Source organism: Serratia sp. NPDC078593, from assembly GCF_050268245.1.
GTDB lineage: Bacteria > Pseudomonadota > Gammaproteobacteria > Enterobacterales > Enterobacteriaceae > JBNNGK01.
Genome location: NZ_JBNNGK010000004.1, coordinates 230,782 through 251,823 on the forward strand (window position 1 = coordinate 230,782; position 21,042 = coordinate 251,823).

18 protein-coding genes, 4 tRNA genes, 1 other RNA gene and 2 pseudogenes are annotated in these 21,042 nt (G+C 53.0%); 23 read left to right on the forward strand and 2 right to left on the reverse strand.

The genetic code is table 11. The features are described 5' to 3' along the window. The first annotated feature begins 70 nt into the window (after positions 1–70). From wecB to ACQKDS_RS06820, 23 genes and pseudogenes are all read left to right on the forward strand, one after another. On the forward strand, positions 71–1,201 hold the full coding sequence (gene wecB / locus ACQKDS_RS06710) for a non-hydrolyzing UDP-N-acetylglucosamine 2-epimerase (protein ID WP_399667657.1): 1,131 nt from the start codon (positions 71–73) through the stop codon (positions 1,199–1,201). Beyond that, positions 1,198–2,460 carry a UDP-N-acetyl-D-mannosamine dehydrogenase gene (gene wecC, locus ACQKDS_RS06715; protein WP_399667660.1) on the forward strand — a complete coding sequence of 421 codons (1,263 nt, stop codon included), beginning with the start codon at positions 1,198–1,200 and terminating at the stop codon, positions 2,458–2,460. Before wecB ends, wecC begins: the two co-directional genes overlap by 4 nt. After that, positions 2,457–3,524, forward strand: coding sequence for a dTDP-glucose 4,6-dehydratase (gene rffG / locus ACQKDS_RS06720; protein ID WP_399667663.1), 1,068 nt, complete (start codon positions 2,457–2,459; stop codon positions 3,522–3,524). Before wecC ends, rffG begins: the two co-directional genes overlap by 4 nt. Positions 3,525–3,585: 61 nt before the next feature. Beyond that, positions 3,586–4,467, forward strand: a complete 882-nt coding sequence (rfbA, locus tag ACQKDS_RS06725; protein WP_399667666.1) for a glucose-1-phosphate thymidylyltransferase RfbA — start codon at positions 3,586–3,588, stop codon at positions 4,465–4,467. Next, the gene (gene rffC, locus ACQKDS_RS06730; protein WP_399667669.1) at positions 4,445–5,167 is read left to right on the forward strand and encodes a dTDP-4-amino-4,6-dideoxy-D-galactose acyltransferase; all 723 of its coding nucleotides are present in this window, start codon (positions 4,445–4,447) and stop codon (positions 5,165–5,167) included. Before rfbA ends, rffC begins: the two co-directional genes overlap by 23 nt. Then, positions 5,154–6,284, forward strand: a complete 1,131-nt coding sequence (rffA, locus tag ACQKDS_RS06735) for a dTDP-4-amino-4,6-dideoxygalactose transaminase (protein ID WP_399667672.1) — start codon at positions 5,154–5,156, stop codon at positions 6,282–6,284. Before rffC ends, rffA begins: the two co-directional genes overlap by 14 nt. A 1-nt stretch (position 6,285) precedes the next feature. Continuing rightward, positions 6,286–7,536: a lipid III flippase WzxE gene (wzxE, locus tag ACQKDS_RS06740; protein WP_399667675.1), complete on the forward strand. Its 1,251-nt coding sequence runs from the start codon at positions 6,286–6,288 to the stop codon at positions 7,534–7,536. Next, entirely contained in the window at positions 7,533–8,615 is a 1,083-nt protein-coding gene (locus ACQKDS_RS06745; RefSeq protein ID WP_399667678.1) for a TDP-N-acetylfucosamine:lipid II N-acetylfucosaminyltransferase, read from the forward strand. Before wzxE ends, ACQKDS_RS06745 begins: the two co-directional genes overlap by 4 nt. After that, positions 8,612–9,976: an ECA oligosaccharide polymerase gene (gene wzyE / locus ACQKDS_RS06750; RefSeq protein ID WP_399667680.1), complete on the forward strand. Its 1,365-nt coding sequence runs from the start codon at positions 8,612–8,614 to the stop codon at positions 9,974–9,976. The genes ACQKDS_RS06745 and wzyE overlap by 4 nt, the downstream gene beginning before the upstream one ends. A 14-nt stretch (positions 9,977–9,990) precedes the next feature. Then, on the forward strand, positions 9,991–10,731 hold the full coding sequence (gene wecG / locus ACQKDS_RS06755; RefSeq protein WP_399667682.1) for a lipopolysaccharide N-acetylmannosaminouronosyltransferase: 741 nt from the start codon (positions 9,991–9,993) through the stop codon (positions 10,729–10,731). Positions 10,732–11,011: 280 nt separating this feature from the next. Then, positions 11,012–12,415 (forward strand): bifunctional threonine/serine APC transporter ThrP, encoded by a 1,404-nt coding sequence (gene thrP / locus ACQKDS_RS06760; protein ID WP_399667685.1) that lies wholly within the window; start codon positions 11,012–11,014, stop codon positions 12,413–12,415. 135 nt (positions 12,416–12,550) lie between these two features. Continuing rightward, positions 12,551–12,627, forward strand: a tRNA-Arg gene (locus ACQKDS_RS06765). 61 nt (positions 12,628–12,688) lie between these two features. Beyond that, positions 12,689–12,764 (forward strand) — tRNA-His (locus ACQKDS_RS06770). A gap of 48 nt (positions 12,765–12,812) precedes the next feature. Then, a tRNA-Leu gene (locus ACQKDS_RS06775) sits at positions 12,813–12,899 on the forward strand. A gap of 74 nt (positions 12,900–12,973) precedes the next feature. After that, positions 12,974–13,050, forward strand: a tRNA-Pro gene (locus ACQKDS_RS06780). 34 nt (positions 13,051–13,084) lie between these two features. Continuing rightward, positions 13,085–13,213: non-coding RNA, RtT sRNA (locus ACQKDS_RS06785), on the forward strand. 544 nt (positions 13,214–13,757) lie between these two features. Next, positions 13,758–13,985: a hypothetical protein gene (locus ACQKDS_RS06790; protein WP_399667687.1), complete on the forward strand. Its 228-nt coding sequence runs from the start codon at positions 13,758–13,760 to the stop codon at positions 13,983–13,985. A 790-nt stretch (positions 13,986–14,775) separates the two neighbouring features. Next, positions 14,776–14,877: pseudogene (locus tag ACQKDS_RS06795) on the forward strand (MbeD/MobD family mobilization/exclusion protein); the annotation flags it as partial. Between the two features lie 103 nt (positions 14,878–14,980). Continuing rightward, the gene (locus ACQKDS_RS06800; RefSeq protein WP_399667689.1) at positions 14,981–16,273 is read left to right on the forward strand and encodes a PAAR domain-containing protein; all 1,293 of its coding nucleotides are present in this window, start codon (positions 14,981–14,983) and stop codon (positions 16,271–16,273) included. Next, on the forward strand, positions 16,266–16,658 hold the full coding sequence (locus ACQKDS_RS06805) for a DUF943 family protein (protein WP_399667692.1): 393 nt from the start codon (positions 16,266–16,268) through the stop codon (positions 16,656–16,658). Before ACQKDS_RS06800 ends, ACQKDS_RS06805 begins: the two co-directional genes overlap by 8 nt. A 99-nt stretch (positions 16,659–16,757) precedes the next feature. Beyond that, entirely contained in the window at positions 16,758–16,973 is a 216-nt protein-coding gene (locus ACQKDS_RS06810) for a DUF3289 family protein (protein WP_399667695.1), read from the forward strand. Then, the gene (locus tag ACQKDS_RS06815; RefSeq protein ID WP_399667698.1) at positions 16,966–17,391 is read left to right on the forward strand and encodes a DUF943 family protein; all 426 of its coding nucleotides are present in this window, start codon (positions 16,966–16,968) and stop codon (positions 17,389–17,391) included. The genes ACQKDS_RS06810 and ACQKDS_RS06815 overlap by 8 nt, the downstream gene beginning before the upstream one ends. Positions 17,392–17,504: 113 nt before the next feature. Then, positions 17,505–17,687: pseudogene (locus tag ACQKDS_RS06820) on the forward strand (DUF3289 family protein); the annotation flags it as partial. A 1,019-nt stretch (positions 17,688–18,706) separates the two neighbouring features. On the opposite strand, the gene hemY reads toward ACQKDS_RS06820, so the two are convergent. Then, positions 18,707–19,900 (reverse strand): protoheme IX biogenesis protein HemY, encoded by a 1,194-nt coding sequence (hemY, locus tag ACQKDS_RS06825; RefSeq protein WP_399667700.1) that lies wholly within the window; start codon positions 19,898–19,900, stop codon positions 18,707–18,709. Between the two features lie 3 nt (positions 19,901–19,903). Then, positions 19,904–21,034, reverse strand: coding sequence for a uroporphyrinogen-III C-methyltransferase (gene hemX, locus ACQKDS_RS06830; protein WP_399667703.1), 1,131 nt, complete (start codon positions 21,032–21,034; stop codon positions 19,904–19,906). Positions 21,035–21,042: the final 8 nt, after the last annotated feature.

The following is a 21,042-nucleotide window of genomic DNA, read 5'->3' on the forward strand; positions in this document are numbered from 1 at the left end:
ATTGTTGATGGGCGCGAATGCGCCCACTTTGCAGGTACGCCTGCGATTAACCGACCAAAAGAGATTCGCTGTGAAAGTGTTGACTGTTTTCGGCACCAGGCCTGAAGCCATCAAAATGGCACCATTGGTTCATGCTTTGGCTAAGGATGACGCCTTTGAATCAAGAGTCTGCGTAACGGCACAGCATCGTGAGATGTTGGATCAAGTATTACGGTTATTTGACATCGTTCCAGATTACGATCTGAACATCATGAAGCCTGGTCAAGGGTTGAGTGAGATCACCTGCCGTATTCTGGAGGGTTTAAAGGGCGTACTTGAAGAGTTCAAACCGGATGTGGTGTTGGTGCATGGTGATACGACCACCACACTGGCGACCAGTCTGGCGGCATTTTATCAACGTATTCCGGTGGGGCATGTTGAGGCGGGTCTGCGCACCGGCGATCTCTACTCGCCGTGGCCGGAAGAAGCTAACCGCAAGTTAACCGGCCATTTGGCGATGTTCCATTTTGCGCCGACCGAAAATTCGCGCCAGAATTTGCTGCGTGAATCAGTGCCGGACAACCATATCTTTGTTACCGGGAATACGGTGATCGACGCTTTGTTCTGGGTACGCGACCGCGTAATGAACGACGTGCCATTGCGTGACAGCCTGGCGCAGCGCTATCCCTTCCTTGATGTCAGTAAAAAGCTGATTTTAGTGACGGGTCATCGGCGTGAAAGTTTTGGCGGCGGTTTTGAGCGTATTTGCAGTGCGTTGGCGGAGATTGCTCGCCGGCATCCTGATGTTCAGGTGGTTTATCCGGTGCATCTTAACCCGAACGTCAGCGAACCCGTGAATCGCATACTGAAAAATGTGAGCAATATTATTCTTATTGACCCACAGGATTACCTGCCCTTTGTTTATCTGATGGCCCATTCTACGATAATCCTGACCGATTCCGGCGGCATTCAAGAAGAAGCACCGTCGTTGGGCAAACCGGTACTGGTCATGCGTGAAACCACCGAGCGACCGGAAGCGGTGGATGCGGGCACGGTGCGCTTGGTGGGCACCGACGTGGAGACCATCGTTGATGCCGTGACTCGCTTGCTAACGGACGAAAATGAATATCACGAGATGAGTCGGGCGCACAACCCATACGGTGACGGGCATGCCTGTCAACGAATCCTCGAAGCTTTAAAGAATCATCAGGTGACACTATGAGTTTTGACACTATTTCAGTTATCGGTCTGGGCTATATCGGCTTGCCAACGGCTGCGGCGTTTGCTTCCCGCAAGAAAAAAGTGGTAGGCGTAGATGTTAACCAACATGCTGTGGATACCATTAACGGTGGGGCGATTCATATCGTAGAACCGGACTTGGACAGCGTGGTTAAAGAAGCGGTGGATGGCGGATATCTGCAAGCGGTGACAAAGCCGTTGGCGGCTGATGCTTTCCTGATCGCGGTACCCACGCCTTTTAAAGGCGACCATGAACCGGATTTGGCCTATGTTGAAGCAGCGGCAAAATCATTGGCGCCAGTGCTGAAAAAGGGTGATTTGGTGATCTTGGAGTCCACCTCGCCGGTGGGGGCTACCGAACAAATGGCGCAGTGGCTGGCTGAAGCACGCAGCGACCTGAGCTTCCCGCAGGATGCCGGTGAAGCTGCCGACGTGAACATCGCTTATTGTCCAGAGCGCGTGCTGCCGGGGCAGGTGATGGTTGAACTGATCCAAAATGACCGCGTGATTGGCGGTATGACGCCAAAATGTTCCGAGCGTGCCAGTGCGCTGTACAAAATTTTCCTTGAAGGCGACTGCGTGATCACCAACTCGCGTACCGCTGAGATGTGCAAACTGACCGAGAACAGCTTCCGTGATGTCAACATTGCTTTTGCCAATGAACTGTCGCTGATTTGCGCTGAGCAAGGGATCAACGTTTGGGAACTGATTCGTCTGGCGAACCGCCATCCACGCGTCAACATCCTGCAGCCGGGGCCGGGCGTGGGTGGGCACTGCATCGCGGTCGATCCGTGGTTTATCGTATCGCAGAATCCACAGCAGGCGCGTTTGATTCACACCGCGCGCTTGGTGAATGACGGCAAACCTTTATGGGTCGTCGATCGGGTGAAAGCCGCGGTAGCAGATTGTCTGGCAGCGACCGACAAGCGCGCGTCTGAAGTGAAGATCGCCTGTTTCGGTCTGGCGTTTAAGCCTAATATCGATGATCTGCGTGAAAGCCCGGCGGTAGAAGTGGCACATCTGATTGCCGAATGGCATCAGGGCGAAACGTTAGTCGTCGAGCCAAACGTAGACCACTTGCCAAAATCACTGGCGGGCCATGTTACGCTCAAAGACATCGCCAGTGCGTTGCAGCAGGCGGATGTGCTGGTGATGCTGGTCGATCACCAAGAGTTCAAGGCCATCCTGCCTGAAAGCATTAAACAACCTTGGGTAGTTGATACCAAAGGAGTCTGGCGTTGAGACGTATTCTGATCACCGGCGGCGCGGGTTTTATTGGCTCGGCGGTTGTAAGACATATCATCGGTGCGACGACGGACAGCGTGGTGGTGGTCGATAAGCTCACCTATGCCGGTAATCTGGAGTCGCTGGCGGCGGTCGCTGACAGCGATCGCTATGCGTTTGAGCAGGTAGATATTTGCGATCGCGCCGCGTTGGATCGGGTCTTTGCCCAATACCAGCCGGACAAGGTGATGCATCTGGCAGCAGAAAGCCATGTTGACCGTTCGATCGACGGCCCGGCTGCGTTCATCGAAACCAACGTGGTTGGCACGTATACTCTGCTCGAAGCGGCACGCCATTATTGGCAGCAACTGGCGGCACCACGGCAGCAGGATTTCCGTTTTCATCACATTTCCACCGATGAAGTGTATGGCGATCTGCACGGCACCGACGATCTGTTCACTGAAACGACGCCCTATGCGCCGAGCAGCCCCTATTCCGCCTCCAAAGCGTCCAGTGACCATCTGGTGCGCGCTTGGCTGCGCACTTACGGCTTGCCAACGTTGATCACCAACTGTTCCAACAATTACGGCCCTTATCACTTTCCTGAAAAATTGATTCCGCTGGTGATACTCAACGCGATTGCCGGTAAACCGCTGCCGGTATACGGCAACGGTGCGCAGGTGCGTGATTGGCTATTTGTTGAGGATCATGCCCGAGCGCTCTATCAGGTCGTCACCGAAGGGAAAGTGGGGGAAACCTACAATATCGGTGGCCACAATGAGCGTAAAAATATTGAGGTGGTGGAAACCCTGTGTGCGTTGCTGGAACAGTTGGCACCGAACAAACCACAGGGCGTTGCGCATTACCGCGATCTGATCGTTTACGTTAAAGACCGTCCGGGCCACGACATGCGCTATGCGATCGATGCGGGCAAAATTGAGCGTGAGCTGGGCTGGCGACCGCAGGAAACCTTTGAGAGCGGCATCCGTAAAACTGTCGCCTGGTATCTTGCCAATGAAACCTGGTGGCGCCGTGTACAGGATGGCTCCTATACCGGCGAACGTCTGGGCCTGAGCCAATAACCTCATACCGATAAGACGCTGCGGGTTGCCGCGCGTCTTATCGCCAGTTCAGGAGGATACAATGAAAGGTATTATTCTCGCCGGTGGCTCAGGAACGCGTCTGCATCCCATCACCCGTGGCGTGTCTAAGCAGTTACTCCCTATTTATGATAAACCGATGATTTACTACCCGTTGTCAGTGCTGATGCTGGCCGGGATTCGTGACATTCTGATCATTTCCACGCCGGAAGATTTACCCTCGTTTCGCCGTTTGTTAGGCAGCGGTGCAGAGTTTGGCATCAATCTCAGTTATGCCGAGCAGCCAAGCCCAGACGGATTAGCACAGGCATTTCTGATCGGCGAAGCGTTTATCGCCGGTGAACCCTGTTGTCTGGTATTGGGCGATAACATCTATTTTGGTCAGGGATTTAGCCCGAAACTGAAAAATGTGGTGGCGCGCAATCAGGGCGCGACGGTATTCGGTTATCAGGTGATGGACCCCGAGCGTTTTGGCGTAGTGGAATTCGACGATGACTTCCGCGCTTTGTCGATTGAAGAAAAGCCAGAGAAGCCGAAGTCTAATTGGGCGGTGACCGGGTTATATTTCTATGATCATCAAGTGGTTGAGTTCGCCAAGCAGGTTAAGCCTTCACCGCGCGGCGAGTTAGAAATTACCACGATTAACCAAATGTACATGGAGCGGGGCGAACTGAACGTCGAACTGTTAGGGCGTGGATTTGCCTGGCTGGATACGGGAACCCATGACAGCCTGATCGAGGCCAGCACCTTTGTGCAAACGGTCGAGAAGCGTCAAGGTTTCAAAATTGCCTGTTTGGAAGAGATCGCTTGGCGCAACGGTTGGTTAGACGACGAGGGGGTCAGACGCGCCGCGCAGGCGTTGGCTAAAACCGGTTATGGTCAATATTTACTGGATTTATTGCATGTCCGTCCACGCCAATATTGAACCGCTGGATTGGGAAAGTGAATACTTCCAGCTGAATAGCGCTAGGCTGCATTTCGATGCCGCTGCGCCTGTGCTCACCACGGACGCGTTAGACGCTTTCGCGTTGGTACAGGCCAAAATACCCGCTGCCCGTGTAGATTTAGCCGATGCATTAGCCCGATATGGCTTTCGTCTGGTGGAAGGGGAAGTTGATCTGTCGCTACAGGTTGGCACGGAACGTGCTTCCCATCAGGAGCCATTATTTCGGGTCGCTGTGCCGGAAGATATTCCTGCACTTCAGGCAGCGGCGGCGCGCGTGTTCTCCGCGAGCCGTTTTCGTGCGCCGTGGTATGCCGAGCAGGACAGTGGGCGCTTTTACGCCACCTGGATTGAGAAAGCCGTATTGGGCACGTTTGATCATCAATGCCTGCTGGCGCTAAACGCTGCCGGACAGCCGAGCGGTTTTGTCAGCCTGCGTGATATCGGCCAGCAACAGGCGCGCATTGGCCTATTAGCCGCGTTCCCAGGGGCCAAGGGGCAAGGTATGGGCGGGCAGCTTATGGCTGCGGCAATCGCTTGGTGCCGCCAGCAACGGTTGCAACGCCTCTGGGTGGCGACACAAATCAGTAATATAGCCGCGCTACGGCTCTATCAACGGCACGGTGCTGCGATTGAAAGCACCGCGTATTGGTTATACCGAGGAAAACATGATTCCATTTAATGCACCACCGGTTGTCGGCACTGAACTTGACTATATGCAGGCCGCGATGAGCAGCGGCAAACTGTGCGGCGACGGCGGTTTTACCCGCCGCTGTCAGCAATGGATGGAACAGCATTTTGCCTGCCCCAAAGTGCTATTAACCCCGTCTTGCACCGCCTCTTTAGAGATGGCCGCCATTTTGCTGGATATCAAGCCGGGTGATGAAGTGATCATGCCGAGCTTTACGTTTGTTTCCACGGCGAATGCTTTTGTACTGCGCGGGGCGACGATTGTGTTTGTTGATGTTCGCCCTGACACCATGAACATCGATGAAAGCAAAATCGAAGCGGCAATCACCGATAAAACGCGTGCCATCGTGCCGGTCCATTACGCGGGTGTGGCCTGCGAAATGGACACCATTATGGCGCTGGCGAAGAAATACGATCTGTTCGTGGTGGAAGATGCGGCGCAGGGCGTGATGTCCACCTATAAGGGCAAAGCGTTAGGCACCATCGGCCATATCGGTGCGTTCAGTTTCCATGAAACCAAAAACTACACGGCGGGTGGTGAGGGTGGCGCAACCTTGATCAACGATCCGTCGCTGATTGACCGGGCGGAGATTGTGCGTGAGAAAGGCACGAATCGCAGCCAGTTTTTCCGTGGTCAGGTGGATAAATATACCTGGCGTGATATCGGTTCCAGCTATTTAATGTCCGATCTGCAGGCGGCTTATCTGTGGGCACAGTTGGAGGCGGCGGAGCGCATCAACCAGCGCCGTTTGGCGCTGTGGCAGGGTTATTACGATGCGTTCAAACCACTTGCTGCCGCCGGGCGTATTGATTTACCGGCCATTCCGCAGGGCTGCGTGCACAACGCGCATATGTTCTACATTAAGCTGCGTGACATGCAAGATCGTACGGCGTTTATCGATTATCTGAAAGAAGCCGAGATTATGTCGGTCTTCCATTACATTCCGCTGCATGCCTGCCCGGCCGGAGAGAAGTTTGGCCGCTTTGCCGGTGACGATCGCTTCACCAGTAAAGAAAGTGAGCGCTTGGTGCGTTTGCCGCTGTTCTACAACCTGTCTGAGGTCAATCAGCGCACGGTGATCAGCACCATCCTGAGCTTCTTCGCTTAACATGTCGCTAGCAAAAGCATCGATTTGGACCGCCGGCTCTACGTTGATAAAAATCGGCGTGGGGCTGTTGGTGGTGAAGTTATTAGCGGTGACCTTTGGCCCCAGCGGTGTCGGGCAAGCGGGGAATTTTCGTCAGTTGATTACCGTGCTTGGCGTACTGTCTGGTGCGGGCATTTTCAACGGTATCACCAAATATGTGGCGGAATATCATCAGGACCCGCAGCGTTTGCGCATGGCGGTGGGCACGGCGTCGAGTATTGTGCTGGGGTTCTCGACTCTGTTGGCGCTGGTATTCCTGTTTGCGGCGCAGCCGATCAGTATTGGGCTGTTTGGCCATACGCAATACGTTAACGTGGTGCGTGCGGTCGCGTTTATCCAAATGGGTATCGCCTATGCCAACCTGTTTTTAGCGATTCTTAAAGGCTATCGCGATGCGATGGGCAATGCGCTGGCGGTGATCGGCGGTAGCCTGATTGGCGTCGTGGCTTTTGTATTAAGCTTTAAATTGGGCGGCTACGAGGGGGCATTGGCCGGCTTGGCTTTGGTGCCCGCCTTGGTGGTGTTGCCTGCCGGTATCTTGCTGTGGCGGCGTAAAACCTTGCCACTGCGCTACCTGGCGTTAGCTTGGGATAAGGCGTTGGCCAGCCATCTGGGCAAGTTCACCGTGATGGCACTGATCACGGCTGTGACGCTGCCGGTGGCGTATGTCATGATGCGTAACCTGTTGGCGACGCATTATAGCTGGGATGAGGTCGGTATTTGGCAGGGGGTGAGCAGTATTTCCGATGCTTACCTGCAGTTTATTACTGCGTCATTTACCGTCTATTTGTTGCCGACGCTGTCGCGCTTAACCGACAAAGGTGCGATTGCTAATGAAATCGTACGCGCATTGAAGTTTGTGCTGCCAGCGGTGGCCGCCGCGAGCTTAACCGTTTGGCTGCTGCGCGATTTCGCCATTTGGTTGCTATTCTCAGACAAGTTTATCGCCATGCGCGATCTGTTCGCCTGGCAACTGGTGGGGGATGTGCTGAAGGTTGGCGCGTATGTGTTTGGTTATCTGGTGATCGCCAAAGCGTCACTACGCTTTTATATCCTGACCGAAGTCAGCCAGTTCCTGTTGTTGACGCTGTTCGCACATTGGTTGATCCCGCTTCACGGGGCGTTGGGCGCGGCTCAAGCCTATATGGCCACTTACATCGTGTATTTCACGCTGTGTAGCCTGGTATTCATTCTTTATCGTAGACGAGTATGACCATACTGATTCACGTACTGGGATCTGATATCCCTCATCATAATCAGACGGTGCTGCGCTTCTTTAACGACGTGTTGGCAGACCGCCTGCCGTCTCAGCAGATCGGCCATTTTATGGTCGCGGCGAAGGATGTCGCTGCGTTAGGGCAGTTCCCTGCGTTGACGATTGACGCCTATCCGGATAAAAAAAGTCTGGCGCAGGCGGTCATTGCCCGTGCCGCCGCCGATCGTGACGTCCGTTTCTTCTGGCATGGTCAATTCAACCCAACCCTGTGGCTGGCGCTGCTGAGCGGTAAAATAAAGCCAAAACAGGTGAGTTGGCATATCTGGGGGGCCGATCTGTACGAGAACGCCACCAGTTGGAAGTTTCGCTTGTTCTACCTGCTGCGGCGTATTGCGCAGGGGCGGGTTGGGCATGTGTTTGCCACCCGTGGCGACCTGATTCATTATCAACAGCGTCATGCGCGCGTTCCTGCATCGTTGCTGTATTTTCCGACGCGTATGGATCCGGCGTTAACCGATCTTGAGGTGGAAAGAAGCGCGGCTGAGCCGATGACGATTCTTGTCGGTAACTCTGGCGACCGCACCAACCGCCATATCGAAGCGCTGACGGCGATTCATCAGCAGTTTGGCGCAGAGGTGCGGGTGATCGTGCCGATGGGTTATCCGGCGAATAACGAGGCGTACATTGAGCAGGTGCGGGCCGCGGGTCTGCCATTGTTCGGTGAGAATCTGCAACTGTTGACGCAGCAGGTGGCGTTTGATGACTACCTGGCCATTCTGCGTCAATGCGATCTGGGGTACTTTATTTTTGACCGCCAGCAGGGGATTGGCACGCTGTGTCTGTTGATTCAATTCGGCGTGCCATTTGTTCTCAGTCGTCAAAATCCGTTTTGGCAGGATCTGGCAGAGCAGCACCTGCCCGTGTTGTTTTACGGTGACTCCCTCGATGAAACGGTGGTGCGTGAAGCACAGCGCCAACTGGTGTTGGTCAATAAACAGGATATTGCTTTCTTCAATCCCAACTATATTGAGGGTTGGCAGCAGGCATTAGCGTTAGCGGCGGGGGAAACACCATGACGCTGGCGCAATTTGGCGGCCTGTTTATCGTATATCTGATCGGCTTGGTGTTTATTCTTACGCTGACCTATCAGGAGTTTCGGCGCGTTCGCTTTAACTTCAACGTGTTCTTTTCGGTATTGTATTTACTGACCTTCTATTTCGGCCTTCCGTTAAGCGGTTTACTGGTTTTCCAGTTTGATGTGGCTATCGTACCCGTTGAATTCCTGCTGTACGCCATGCTGTCCGCCACCGGCTTTTACGCGATTTACTACATCAGTTACAAAACCCGACTGCGTAAACGCAGCAGCCAGCCGCGCAAGCCGGTGTTCACGATGAACCGTGTAGAAACCAATCTGACGTGGATACTGTTGGCTTTGGTGGCGATGGCTACCGTTGGTATCTTTTTCATGCAGAACGGTTTTTTGCTGTTTAAGCTGAATTCCTACAGCCAGATATTTTCCAGTGGTGTTTCTGGCGTCGCGCTCAAACGTTTCTTCTACTTCTTCATTCCCGCCATGTTGGTAGTGTACTTCCTCAAGCAGGATAAGCGCGCGTGGTTCTTTTTCCTTGTGGCTACCGTGTCGTTTGGCATCCTGACCTACGTGATTGTGGGCGGTACGCGCGCTAATATCATCATCGCCTTTGCCCTGTTTTTGTTTATTGGCATCGTCCGCGGTTGGATCACGCTGTGGATGCTGGTGGCGGCCGGGGTTTTCGGCATTGTCGGTATGTTTTGGCTGGCGTTGAAGCGTTATAGCCTGGATGTGAGTGGTGCCGAGGCGTTCTACACCTTCCTTTATCTGACGCGCGATACCTTCTCGCCGTGGGAGAATTTAGCGCTGTTGTTGCAAAACTACGACAAGATTGAGTTCCAGGGGCTGGCACCGATCATTCGCGATTTCTATGTGTTTATTCCCTCTTGGCTGTGGCCGGGGCGGCCTGACATGGTGCTGAATACCGCTAACTACTTCACGTGGGAAGTCTTGGAGAATTATTCCGGGCTGGCCATTTCACCGACCTTGATCGGTTCACTGGTGGTGATGGGGGGCGCGCTGTTTATTCCTCTCGGTGCCGTGATGGTGGGGCTGATCATTAAGTGGTTCGACTGGCTGTATGAGCTGGGGCGCAATGAGGAAAACCGCTATAAAGCCGCTATTTTACAAGGCTTTTGTTTCGGCGCGGTGTTCAACATGATTGTATTGGCGCGTGAAGGTGTGGATTCATTCGTTTCACGCGTGGTGTTCTTCTGCCTGATTTTTGGCGCCTGCTTGGTGTTGGCAAAACTGCTGTATTGGTTGTTTGATACGGCAGGGGTGATTAGAGCACGGATGTCGCGTTCTCGTTCGCTGCCTGCGACGCGCGTTGACGAACTTACGTAAAGGTAACAATAACAATGGAAGCAAAAGTTTCGGTTCCTCAATATGCGCTGCGCGGTTTTCGCTTGTGGGGGTTCCGTAATATGGCGCACTGTCTGGATTTTTTGTTCGACGGCGGCAAGATGAAGCAGGGGCGGCTTGTGGCGATGAATGCAGAGAAGCTGCTGGCCGCTGAGCAGGATCCCGCGTTGCGCGCCTTATTGGACGACGCCGAGTTTAAATATGCCGATGGCATTAGCATGGTACGCGCGATGCGGCGTAAATTCCCTGGGGCGGATGTTTCCCGCGTCGCCGGCGCGGATTTGTGGGAAGCGCTGATGCAGCGCGCCGGGCAGGAAGGGACACCGGTGTTTCTGATCGGAGGGAAACCGGCAATATTGGCGGAAACGGAAGAAAAACTGCGGCGGTTATGGAACGTCAACATAGTTGGCAGCCAAGACGGTTACTTTAGCCCGCAGCAGCGAGAGGCGCTATTTGAGCGCATCCATGCCAGCGGCGCGGCCATTGTGACGGTGGCGATGGGCTCACCAAAGCAGGAAATTCTGATGAGTGACTGCCGCGAGGTGCATCCGCAGGCGCTGTATATGGGCGTTGGCGGCACCTACGACGTGTTTACCGGCCATGTTAAGCGAGCGCCTAAGGTGTGGCAAAACCTCGGCCTGGAGTGGTTGTATCGTCTGCTCAGCCAGCCTAGCCGTATCCGTAGGCAGATTAAGCTGCTGAAATTCGTCGGCTATTACTATGGCGGAAAAATGTGAGGTTCTCGCCGTGGCGGTGTGTGCCGCTTCGGCGTTTTTTATTGTTTGCATAACCAACAAGTCGTATAAATCACCCGCAGATCTATAACTCCCAGTAATCATTCCCTTGTTATTTATTCTATAAAATTTCAAATCGTGGTTTGCTTATGGCCGCGAAATACGGAACGATCCCGGCCCACCGCCCGTTTAGTACGGGCAGTGGATTATTTTTGCAGGGATATCCCCGTTAAAACGATAACGACACAGACAAACGCGGCCAGAGCATAACGACTGAGGATTTATGGCAAGTAAAGAAAAACCGCAAGGACTTCAACGTGGGTTGGAAGCTCGACACATTGAGTTGATTGCGCTTGGCGGAACGATTGGGGTTGGCCTGTTTATGGGATCGGCCAGTACGCTGAAATGGGCGGGGCCGTCGGTGTTGCTGGCGTACATCATTGCCGGGCTTTTCGTGTTCTTTATTATGCGCTCGATGGGGGAGATGCTGTTTCTTGAACCCGTAGCGGGCTCGTTCGCCGTCTATGCCCATAAATATATGAGCCCTTACTTTGGTTATCTCACGGCGTGGGGATACTGGTTTATGTGGATTGCGGTTGGCATCTCGGAAATTACCGCAATCGGCGTCTATGTACAGTTCTGGTTCCCGGCAATACCGCAGTGGTTGCCGGCGTTGATCGCCGTGGCGATGGTGGCGTTGGCTAATTTAGCGGCGGTGCGGCTGTATGGCGAGCTGGAGTTTTGGTTTGCAATGATTAAGGTCACCACCATTATTGTGATGATTTTGGTTGGTCTGGGGGTGATTTTCTTTGGTTTTGGCAACGGTGGCGAGCCGATTGGCTTCGCTAACCTGACGGCACACGGCGGTTTCTTTGCCGGTGGTTGGAAAGGCTTCCTGTTTGCGCTGTGTATTGTGGTCGCCTCCTATCAGGGCGTTGAGTTGGTGGGGATTACCGCCGGTGAAGCGAAGAACCCACAGGTCACGTTGAAGCGGGCGATTAATAATATCCTATGGCGCATCCTGATTTTCTACGTGGGCGCCATTTTTGTGATTGTCACCATCTTCCCTTGGAACGGTATCAGCACGGCGGGTAGCCCATTCGTACTGACTTTTGCCAAGATCGGTATTGTGGCAGCCGCTGGCATTATCAATTTTGTCGTGTTGACCGCCGCGCTCTCTGGCTGCAATAGCGGCATGTACAGCGGTGGCCGCATGTTGTATGCCTTGGCACAGAATCGTCAGTTGCCTGCATCGCTCACCAAACTCTCGGCCAGCGGTGTGCCGGTTAACTGTATTGGCGTGACTATCGCTTGCCTACTGCTAGGGTCTTTGCTGAATTACATTATTCCCAATCCGCAGCAGGTGTTTGTCTACGTCTATAGCGCGAGCGTGTTGCCGGGGATGGTGCCGTGGTTTGTGGTGTTGATAAGTCAGCTCTATTTTCGACGCGCACACGCAGAGGCGATCAAAACCCATGGGTTTAAATCGATTATGTTCCCCTATGTGAACTATCTGACTCTCGCTTTCTTGCTTTGTGTTCTGGTAGGGATGGGAATTAATCCCGATACGCGCATATCGCTATTCGTGGGGACGCTTTTCCTGGCCGTGGTGAGTCTGTGTTACTTTGTGTTTGGTATGCACAAGCAACGCCATTACGCTGACACTCGGCCAGAAAACCAGCAATAATCGCGTAAAAGGGGCTAAGCTAGCCCCTTTCGCATACCAGACTGAGCAAAGCGTAATCAAACGCAACATTTCTGCGAAAAAGCACTAGACAGGATGGGCTGAAAACCGTAGTATCCCCACCCGCAACGGCGCTACGCGCCCGTAGCTCAGCTGGATAGAGCGCTGCCCTCCGGAGGCAGAGGTCTCAGGTTCGAATCCTGTCGGGCGCGCCATTAAGTTTGTGCGCAAGAGCTGCGGTGGTATGATTACCGCGTGAAGTAGTAAAGAGTAATGGTGGCTATAGCTCAGTTGGTAGAGCCCTGGATTGTGATTCCAGTTGTCGTGGGTTCGAGTCCCATTAGCCACCCCATCTTTACCTAAGGGGTAAAGAAAAGAGTAAAAGCGGTTTTGTGATTGTGCGAAGGTGGCGGAATTGGTAGACGCGCTAGCTTCAGGTGTTAGTGTTCTTACGGACGTGAGGGTTCAAGTCCCTCTCTTCGCACCACACAAAATGTCTGAGAAACTTAAGAGTTACATAGACATAAGCTTTGAAATTAGGTAGTATCAGCAACACAAAATCGGCGAGTAGCGCAGCTTGGTAGCGCAACTGGTTTGGGACCAGTGGGTCGGAGGTTCGAATCCTCTCTCGCCGACCACTTTCAAGAAAACCTGCTTTTTAGCAGGTTTTTTTACGTCTGGAGTTTACGAGGATGAGAGCCTCCGAAGGAGGTTTGAGCCGAGCGAAGCGAGACCACGTTGCTTTAGCAACGGCCCGTAGGGCAAGCATCGCAGATGCGAGTCATCCTCTCTCGCCGACCACTTTCAAGAAAACCTGCTTTTTAGCAGGTTTTTTTACGTCTGGAGTTTACGTAGGGGCGTGGTATGCCGCGCCCGTCATCAGCATCGGCGGTTAAATACAGGCCGGGCATGCCCGGCCACTACGAACAGTGCGGCCTCCGGTGTTAGCTGGCATCGTCTGTCACTGAACATGAATTGCACCTGCCCATATTGCCCCCGGCTTCCATCGTAGGGGCGCGGTATGCCGCGCCCGTCATCAGCATCGGCGGTTAAATATAGGCCGGGCATGCCCGGCCACTACGAACGTTGTGATTGCTGGCATCGTGCCCATATTGTCCCCGGATTCCATCGTAGGGGCGTGGCACGCCGCGCCCGTCATCAGCATCGGCGGTTAAATACAGGCCGGGCATGCCCGGCCACTACGAACAGTGCGGCCTCCGGTGTTAGCTGGCATAGTCTGTCACTGAACATGAATTGCACCTGCCCATATTGTCCCCGGACTCCATCGTAGGGGCGTGGCACGCCGCGCCCGTCAGCAGCATCGGCGGTCCAATATAGGCCGGGCATGCCCGGCCACTACGAACGTTGTGATTGCTGGCATCGTGCCCATCTTGCCACCGAGATCCATCGTAGGGGCGTGGCACGCCGCGCCCGCAGCAGCCTCGGCGGTGAAATACAGGCCGGGCGTGCCCGGCCACTACGATTGACGTTCTACCGTGTGCACGCCGCGCCCGTCAGCAGTCTCGGCGGTGAAATACAGGCCGGGCATGCCCGGCCACTACGAACGTTGTGATTGCTGGCATCGTGCCCATCTTGCCACCGAGCTCCATCGTAGGGGCGTGGCACGCCGCGCCCGCAGCAGCCTCGGCGGTCAAATATAGGCCGGGCGTGCCCGGCCACTACGGTGTATGTGATATCGCGTTGGATTTTTAGTCTCCGCTTTCCGTTCACATCAAAATTACCCAAAACTAAATGTGCCCGAATCTGTCTGCGCCCTTCTGATTGGTGCTATTTCCCGTGGTATCGATGGTTGATGCGATCGCCAGCGGTTTGTGCGTAGGGGCGTGGCATGCCGCGCCCGTCAGCAGTCTCGGCGGTCAAATATAGGCCGGGCATGCCCGGCCACTACGGTGTATGTGATATCGCGTTGGATTCTTAGTCTCCGCTTTCCGTTCACATCAAAATTACCCAAAACTAAATGTGCCCGAATCTGTCTGCGCCCTTCTGATTGGTGCTATTTCCCGTGGTATCGATGGTTGATGCGATCGCCAGTGGTTTGTGCGTAGGGGCGTGGCACGCCGCGCCCGTCAGCAGTCTCGGCGGTGAAATACAGGCCGGGCATGCCCGGCCACTACGAACGTTGTGATTGCTGGCATCGTGCCCATCTTGCCACCGAGATCCATCGTAGGGGCGTGGTATGCCGCGCCCGTGATTAACCGATGTTGAATACCGCAAACAGGCCTGGCATGCCCAGCCACGACGGGATATGTGGCATTGATGGCTGTGCGATCGCCAGTGCCGTTCGCGTAGGGGGGCGGTATAGCGAGGATTCGGACTGGATGATACTGGCGGGGAAATAGGGAATGACGGAGCTGGAAAAACAGTTGCTGAGTGTGTTAGAGCAGCTACAGCAGGACTATTCGAAAAGGCTGGACGATTGGGAGAGCGCCTTCGCGGAATGGCGGATTATACAATGGGTGTTATTTTCAATGCTCATTGGCTGAACTTGAAGCCCTGCTTTGGAGGTGTATCATTGGGGGGATTTTAACCACATGAAAAGAGGGAGTTATGTCAAAAGGATTTTGGATCGTTAAAGGGGATAGAACCACCTGCGGCGGTAGTGTTTTGAACGGACGACCTGAAAAAAAGATAGGACCAAATAACAGCTATGTAGCCGTTAATGGCAGTCCGGTATCCTGCGGTAAGCATCCCGGAACTTACAGCGTGGACGGGGGCTATCTAGGTGATATCATTCATGGTAGCTATGCCGCGAGTTCGCTGTACAGCCGCTCAACCTGTCCGTGCAGAGCGTTCTTTATTCCCTCCCAGACCTTTATGTCACATGGCCCTTATCAATCACCGCAGAATAAGAGAGCGGCGGTGGCCTCTGCGTCCGGGCAGGATGCGCAGGTGGCGAAAAAACTTAATACTGAGCCGGAACAGCACGCACAGTCGGCGAAAAAGCTAACTTCTGAGTCCCGGCCAGCCCCCCTTCCACTACCGGCACTGATTTACCAGACAAAGAACCGGATGGATGACTATCAGGCCAAGGACATGCATCACGGCGATCTGGATATCCTGACGCTCAGGAACCGTTTCCGTATCGATGTTGATAATGTTTCAACAAAGGTTAATCCTTACACTCTGACAGCAAAGGCGCCGCTTAACCCTTATCCATTTTTGTCCCCTTATGAGCGGGCCATGCTGCCAGATGAACCTGTCAGGAGGGTGAGTAAGGAGGAAAGCGCAGGGCTGATGTTTGATGAGTTCCGGGAGCTGGCAAAGGTGTATTCCTTCCACGGACCGTACAAAAACATCATCACCGAGATGATTACCCATATGCAGGAGAACAGCGGCACTCCGTACAGCAGCCCGCTACTCGACAGGGCGCTGAAAGAGCAGATCCTTGGCGACCAATCTGAACAAAGCTCTTTGCTGAAAATTAAAAGAGTGCTGAAAACTGCAATCAACTACGAATATGGATTTATTCCACTCGATAAAAAGGACAAGTTATTCGATGAAAGGGGTAACTTTAAGGACTTAAGTGGTGCTGTTCTTCCTAAATTTGACCGTCTGATTGACAAGACTAACGGACTGGTGATTACCGTCCACGACACATGGTCGACGCATATCACGCTGGAGTCGCTGGAAGTTGAGGGAGAGAGTTTTAGGGCAAAGGTGCATTATCGCATTCAGGATCACTTTGGCCTCGATGATTATGATGTGCTGAACCCGCTATACCGGGAGTTTCGTATCTTCCGGCTGTGGTTCACGCTTCAGCGCTGGGATGAATACGGCTACAGACCGTTTATCTCCGAGATGAATGCCACTGTAGAAATCAGCGGGGGACTGGGTGAATAAGCGACTGATTGCGGTAGTAGCTGCGGTTGTTACCTGTGGTTATCTGCTCTGGCAGTTTTTCACGCCGGTTGAGATCGTGGCAGTACATAAAGGCGATATTATTCTGGTCAGGCATTTTCCGTATCTGAAAAGTCGACAAATAGCCTGGTGGGAAGCCAACAAAGACATGATTCAGGCTAAATATGGCATCCCTCACAAGGCTAAAGATGGTTACTACAGTGTGAATATAATGGATTTTGGGAACGGGTATCGTATCGACCGAAGGACAGATGAAGATTCGGATTTGTTGTGCTTCTATGATATGCCTGTAGAAGCCCGCTGCATCGAAAAAAAGCCGCTGCGTTGGATTGGTTGGAGTCAAAACACAGGGCAGTTTTATTGGTAGTCATATTCATTTCAAAAATGATCTTCTTGAGATCCTTTTTTTCGCGCGTAATCTCTCGCCGGGGTCTGAAGCCCACTGGTCGGAATACAGGGCTGATATTTGATAGTTATTAGAGAGAGTTTCAGGGCGAAGGTGCACTACCGTATTCAGGATCACTTTGGCCTCGATGATGATGATGTGCTGAACCCGCTATACTGGGAATTTCGTATCTTCCGGCTGTGGTTCACGCTTCAGCGCTGGGATGAATACGGCTACAGACCGTTTATCACCGAGATGAATGCGACCGTGGAAATTAGCGGGAGGCGGGGTGAATAAGCGACTGATAGCGGGTGTTATTGCGGTGGCTACCTGTGGTTATGTGCTGTGGCAGTTTCTTACGCCAGTTGAAATATCTGCCGTTCAAGGAAAGAACGAATGCAGCAAAATGTACGACTGTCACGGTGATATACTGCTAGTTAAACATTTCCCTTACTTGAAAAATCGTCAGATAGCCTGGTGGGAAGCTAATAAGGCAATGATTCAGGAAAAGTATGGTATTCCACATAAAGATGATGATGGTTATTACAGCGTGACCATTATGGATTTTGGCAGTGGATATCGTATCGACGGTGAAACGGATCAAGACTCAAACCTATTGTGCTTTGATGAAATGCCTGTAGATGCTCGATGTGTCGAAAAGAAGCCCCTTTTGTGGATTGATTGGAGCCAAAATACAGGGCTGTTTTATCGATAATTACGCATATTTCAAAAATGATCTTCTTGAGGTCTTTTTTTCGCGCGTAATCTCTCGCCGGGGTCTGAAGCATACTGGTCGGAATACAGGGCTGATATTTGATAGTTATTAGAGAGAGTTTCAGGGCGAAGGTGCACTACCGTATTCAGGATCACTTTGGCCTCGATGATGATGATGTGCTGAACCCGCTATACCGGGAGTTTCGTATCTTCCGGCTGTGGTTCACGCTCCAGCGCTGGGATGAATACGGCTATAAGCCATTTATCTCCGAGATGAATGCGACCGTCTCACGCTGAATGTGTCTCTAACCTGCCCATATTGCTACCGAGTTCCATCGTAGGGGCGTGGCATGCCGCGCCCGTGGTTATCCGATGGTGAATGTTGCAAACAAGGCCGGGCATGCCCGGCCACTACGGGATATGTGGTATTGATGGTTGACGCGATCGCCAGCGGTTTGTGCATAGGGGCGTGGCATGCCGCGCCTGCTGTTAACCGATGCTGAATGCTGTTAACCGATGCTGAATGCTGTTAACCGATGCTGAATGCTGTGAACAAGGCCGGGCATGCCCGGCCACTACGGTGTATGTGGTAACGGTGGCTGACACGATCGCCAGCGGTTTGTGCGTAGGGGCGTGGCATGCCGCGCCCGTGGTTAACCGATGGTGAATACCGCAAATAGGCCGGCCACGACGGTGATGTACTGTTGGTTTTTAGCGACGAAGCGGTCATGGGTTGTCGCTAACGAGAGACACGTAATGCATTGAATTTTAATCAATAAAATGACTTCACTCTAAGGCGTCGTTATTAAGCGACACTTCTGCCGGCTGCGCGATGAGCGAGATTGAGGCGGTTAACCGATGGGAAATGGTTTAAAAAACAAAATCGTTAATAATCAATTAATTGTTTTTAATTTTATACAAATCGGTCTATATCTATAAAGTTGGCATGGTAAGTGCATTATTGAGTGCGTAGATGCTCATTCCATTTCTTATGTTCGCCGAAGGCCTCATAAACCCTGGGAATGACGCAGAGCCGATTTAAGGTGCCTATCGCCCACCAGAACGATGAAAGTGTTGCTTTGCGATGCGGACATCACACTCCGGGCATAACGTTGAGTGAGGCACCACCCCTGTTGTTCTAGACCTGATTGCTTCTTTATACACTTGCCTAACGGCAAGTGTTTTTTTTGTCTATTAATTTACGCACGCAGTAGTGCTGATGGTAGCGACAAGCAGTGAAGGCAAGCTGTGGGGCAATGGATTCCGAAAAAAAAGCGCGACCGGTTGGTCACGCTTTTGCTGAAGGGCTAATTGTGTTACTCGCCGTTTTGTTTCAGGGTCAGCATTAACCCTTCGCGCCGCATTTCTGCGGCTTCTTGCGAGCGATGCAGTTTTTCCAGTACGTCTGCCAGCCAAGCATAATCATAGGCATCTGGGCGTTGCGCCAGCGCTGTACGGAATGCCTCGCTTGCCTGCTGCCATTCACCTTGTTTCATCAGCAACTGGCCGAGGGTGCTATTCACGAGCGGCGTCTCGCCATGTTGTTTGATTTGCTGGCGTAGTGTTTTTTCCAACTGTTCCGGTTTACCAGACTTAATACGTGGGATCAGCAGCACCAAGCGCTCGTCATATTGGCGTTTCAGGCCATCGATCACGATCTCTTGTGCCATCTCGTGATCGTTGCACTCGATCAAATGTTCCACCATCGCGATCTGTAACAGCACGTCATGGCGAACTTTACGGCTTTGATCTTTCCACCAGCGTTTTAGGCCTTCGCTGCCTTCATCCGCCATCGCTTGATTCATCAGGCCGATATAGGCCTGTTGCTGTAAGGTCTGCAATTCATCTTCGCTGTGCAGGTTGATTTTGCTCATCGATGGCAAGATTTCGAGCAGCGAAGCGTATGCGCCGGTACGCAGATAGGCCTGCTCCGCCAGACGTAGTACTTCTGGATGACGCGGTGCCTGATTAAGCAGAGCATCGACGCCGTGTCGCGCCGCATGTGTTTCACCCTGCGCCAACTGGATGCGCACGCGGGTGATATCAACCGGCAGTTGATCGGTATCCGCGGCTTCTGCGGCACGTTCCAAATATTGGTTAGTACGGAAATCATCGCCGCGCTGCTGTGCGGCTTCGGCGGCTAACAGATAGTTCACCACCGGCTGTTCGGCGTGATCGGCGTTGCGCGTCAGCAACTTCTCGACCTGTTTGTAATCCCCTTCGGCCAGTTTGACCAGCGCCGCTTTGGTTTGCTTGCTTGCGCGGGTACGTTTACGGCTAAGGAACCAGCCTCGGGTACGGGCACCCGTACGGAAGATGCGCCGTAGGATCCATTCGATGATAAACAGGATCACGAATAACAGAATGCCGATGATGACCAGACCGGTGACGCTGGTTTCAATATTGTAGCTGTCGGTTTGGATCAGCACATAACCTTGGTGACCCGCTAACATCGGACCTACCACCACACTGGCGATCAGCACCAGGAACAGGAATAACACGCGTAACATGGCTTATCCCTCCTGATGGGTGGCAGTGCCTTGCGCCATTAGATTGCGCACGCGGGTCTGCATCAGTTTTTCTAGCAGAGGCTGGCTTTTCAGCTGTTCCGGCACGTCCATTGAAATAGGCTGCTGGCTCAGACTGTCTACGTCCTCGAGGAAGGCTTTGGTTGCCGGATCGTTGTTATCAAAATAAGCCCGCACCCATGTGGAGATGGTTTCCAACGACTGCTTGTAGGTTTCGTTTTGATGGCGTGGTACCGCTTGAGCTGCAACCAGCAGGCGTGAACGGATGTTTTCACGCAGGTAGATGTCTTGATTCGGTGCCAACAACGGCTCGGCACTGCTATCACGCCGACGGATAGTAATAAAGTCGGCCATAAAGTTATGCCAGCTTTTAGTCAGGTTCTGCCGCCATTCGCTCAGCGAACTGGAAAGTTCGGAGCTGTCTTGATCCATCGGCGCTTCGTCGCTGTCGTTATCAGCCAGACGCAGGTTATCTACCTGATTGGAAAGCTGATTTACCTTAAGGATAATGCCGTCAAAATCGACTTGCGCGACGGTAGACAGTGCACTGATGTCTTCGGTAATGGCGCGACGTACATCCATCAGGCTCGGATCATTCATATCTGCCAGGCTGGCGTCGGCGCTTTTCAGCAGCGTCGCTGCGGTGGTGATGTCCTGATCGCTCCACAGTTTACGCCCGGCCATTTTCACTAGGAAATCGGCCTGAGCGAGCAGCCAGGTTTTCGCATCGTTGCCAGATATCGTGGCGATTTTTTCCTGTAACTCGGTCAATTGGCGCGATAGCGAATTTTGCTCGCGATCGGCGGCTTCTAACGTTTTGCCCTGCTGTTGCAACAACGCTTCCAGCGCGTTTTTTTCCTGCTGCTGGCTTTGTTTGAGATCGGACATTTGTTGTTGCAGGCTTTGATTTGCGGCGATCAACGTCTGTGCCTGTTGGTGCGTATGGTAATAACCCCCTGCGCCGAGTGCGATAACCAATACGATGGCAATGGCACCGAGCACCGGGCCGGTATGACTACCTTTACTTTTACGGCTCTCTGCCGCTGGCTGTTGTGGGCTCTCAGCCGCGTGGTTTGATTCTTCAACCGAGGCGGATGGGGTATTTTGTTCCGTCATAGTGGTAC

Excerpts from the sequence above, each read along its gene's own strand:
- wecC (WP_399667660.1), top strand. The coding sequence starts at position 1,198 with ATGAGTTTTGACACTATTTCAGTTATCGGTCTGGGCTATATCGGCTTG.
- rfbA (WP_399667666.1), top strand. The coding sequence starts at position 3,586 with ATGAAAGGTATTATTCTCGCCGGTGGCTCAGGAACGCGTCTGCATCCC.
- rffC (WP_399667669.1), top strand. The coding sequence starts at position 4,445 with ATGTCCGTCCACGCCAATATTGAACCGCTGGATTGGGAAAGTGAATAC.
- rffA (WP_399667672.1), top strand. The coding sequence starts at position 5,154 with ATGATTCCATTTAATGCACCACCGGTTGTCGGCACTGAACTTGACTAT.
- wzxE (WP_399667675.1), top strand. The coding sequence starts at position 6,286 with ATGTCGCTAGCAAAAGCATCGATTTGGACCGCCGGCTCTACGTTGATA.
- ACQKDS_RS06745 (WP_399667678.1), top strand. The coding sequence starts at position 7,533 with ATGACCATACTGATTCACGTACTGGGATCTGATATCCCTCATCATAAT.
- wzyE (WP_399667680.1), top strand. The coding sequence starts at position 8,612 with ATGACGCTGGCGCAATTTGGCGGCCTGTTTATCGTATATCTGATCGGC.
- wecG (WP_399667682.1), top strand. The coding sequence starts at position 9,991 with ATGGAAGCAAAAGTTTCGGTTCCTCAATATGCGCTGCGCGGTTTTCGC.
- thrP (WP_399667685.1), top strand. The coding sequence starts at position 11,012 with ATGGCAAGTAAAGAAAAACCGCAAGGACTTCAACGTGGGTTGGAAGCT.
- ACQKDS_RS06790 (WP_399667687.1), top strand. The coding sequence starts at position 13,758 with ATGCCCGGCCACTACGAACGTTGTGATTGCTGGCATCGTGCCCATCTT.
- ACQKDS_RS06800 (WP_399667689.1), top strand. The coding sequence starts at position 14,981 with ATGTCAAAAGGATTTTGGATCGTTAAAGGGGATAGAACCACCTGCGGC.
- hemY (WP_399667700.1), bottom strand. The coding sequence starts at position 19,900 with ATGTTACGCGTGTTATTCCTGTTCCTGGTGCTGATCGCCAGTGTGGTG.
- hemX (WP_399667703.1), bottom strand. The coding sequence starts at position 21,034 with ATGACGGAACAAAATACCCCATCCGCCTCGGTTGAAGAATCAAACCAC.